1 protein-coding gene is annotated in these 279 nt (G+C 42.7%); it reads right to left on the reverse strand.

What is annotated here, in order from left to right; all coding sequences use genetic code 11:
* Nucleotides 1-279 (reverse strand): SLC13 family permease (locus JIG41_RS16010; RefSeq protein ID WP_199525080.1); only part of this gene is annotated, 279 nt, incomplete at both ends.

Genomic DNA, 279 nt, shown 5'->3' on the forward strand with positions numbered 1-279 from the left:
ACCACCAATGCTCGCGCCATACGCGATAGATAGTAATAATGCTTTGCCAAATTGGTCGTTATCAGGATTAGATTGCTTTACTAACATCGTGATCGACATAGCAATCGGTAGCATCATCACCGCAGTGGCTGTATTTGACATCCACATTGATAAAAATGCCGTCACCAACATCATCGCTAAAATTTGTAGGCTAGGTTTCGTTCCCGCACGAAGCATTGTATTAAGTGCTATACGTTTATGTAGCCCCCAACGCTCCATCGCGATAGAAATTAAAAAACC

This window comes from Pseudoalteromonas sp. bablab_jr011 (assembly GCF_016464045.1).
Taxonomy (GTDB): Bacteria; Pseudomonadota; Gammaproteobacteria; order Enterobacterales; family Alteromonadaceae; genus Pseudoalteromonas; species Pseudoalteromonas lipolytica.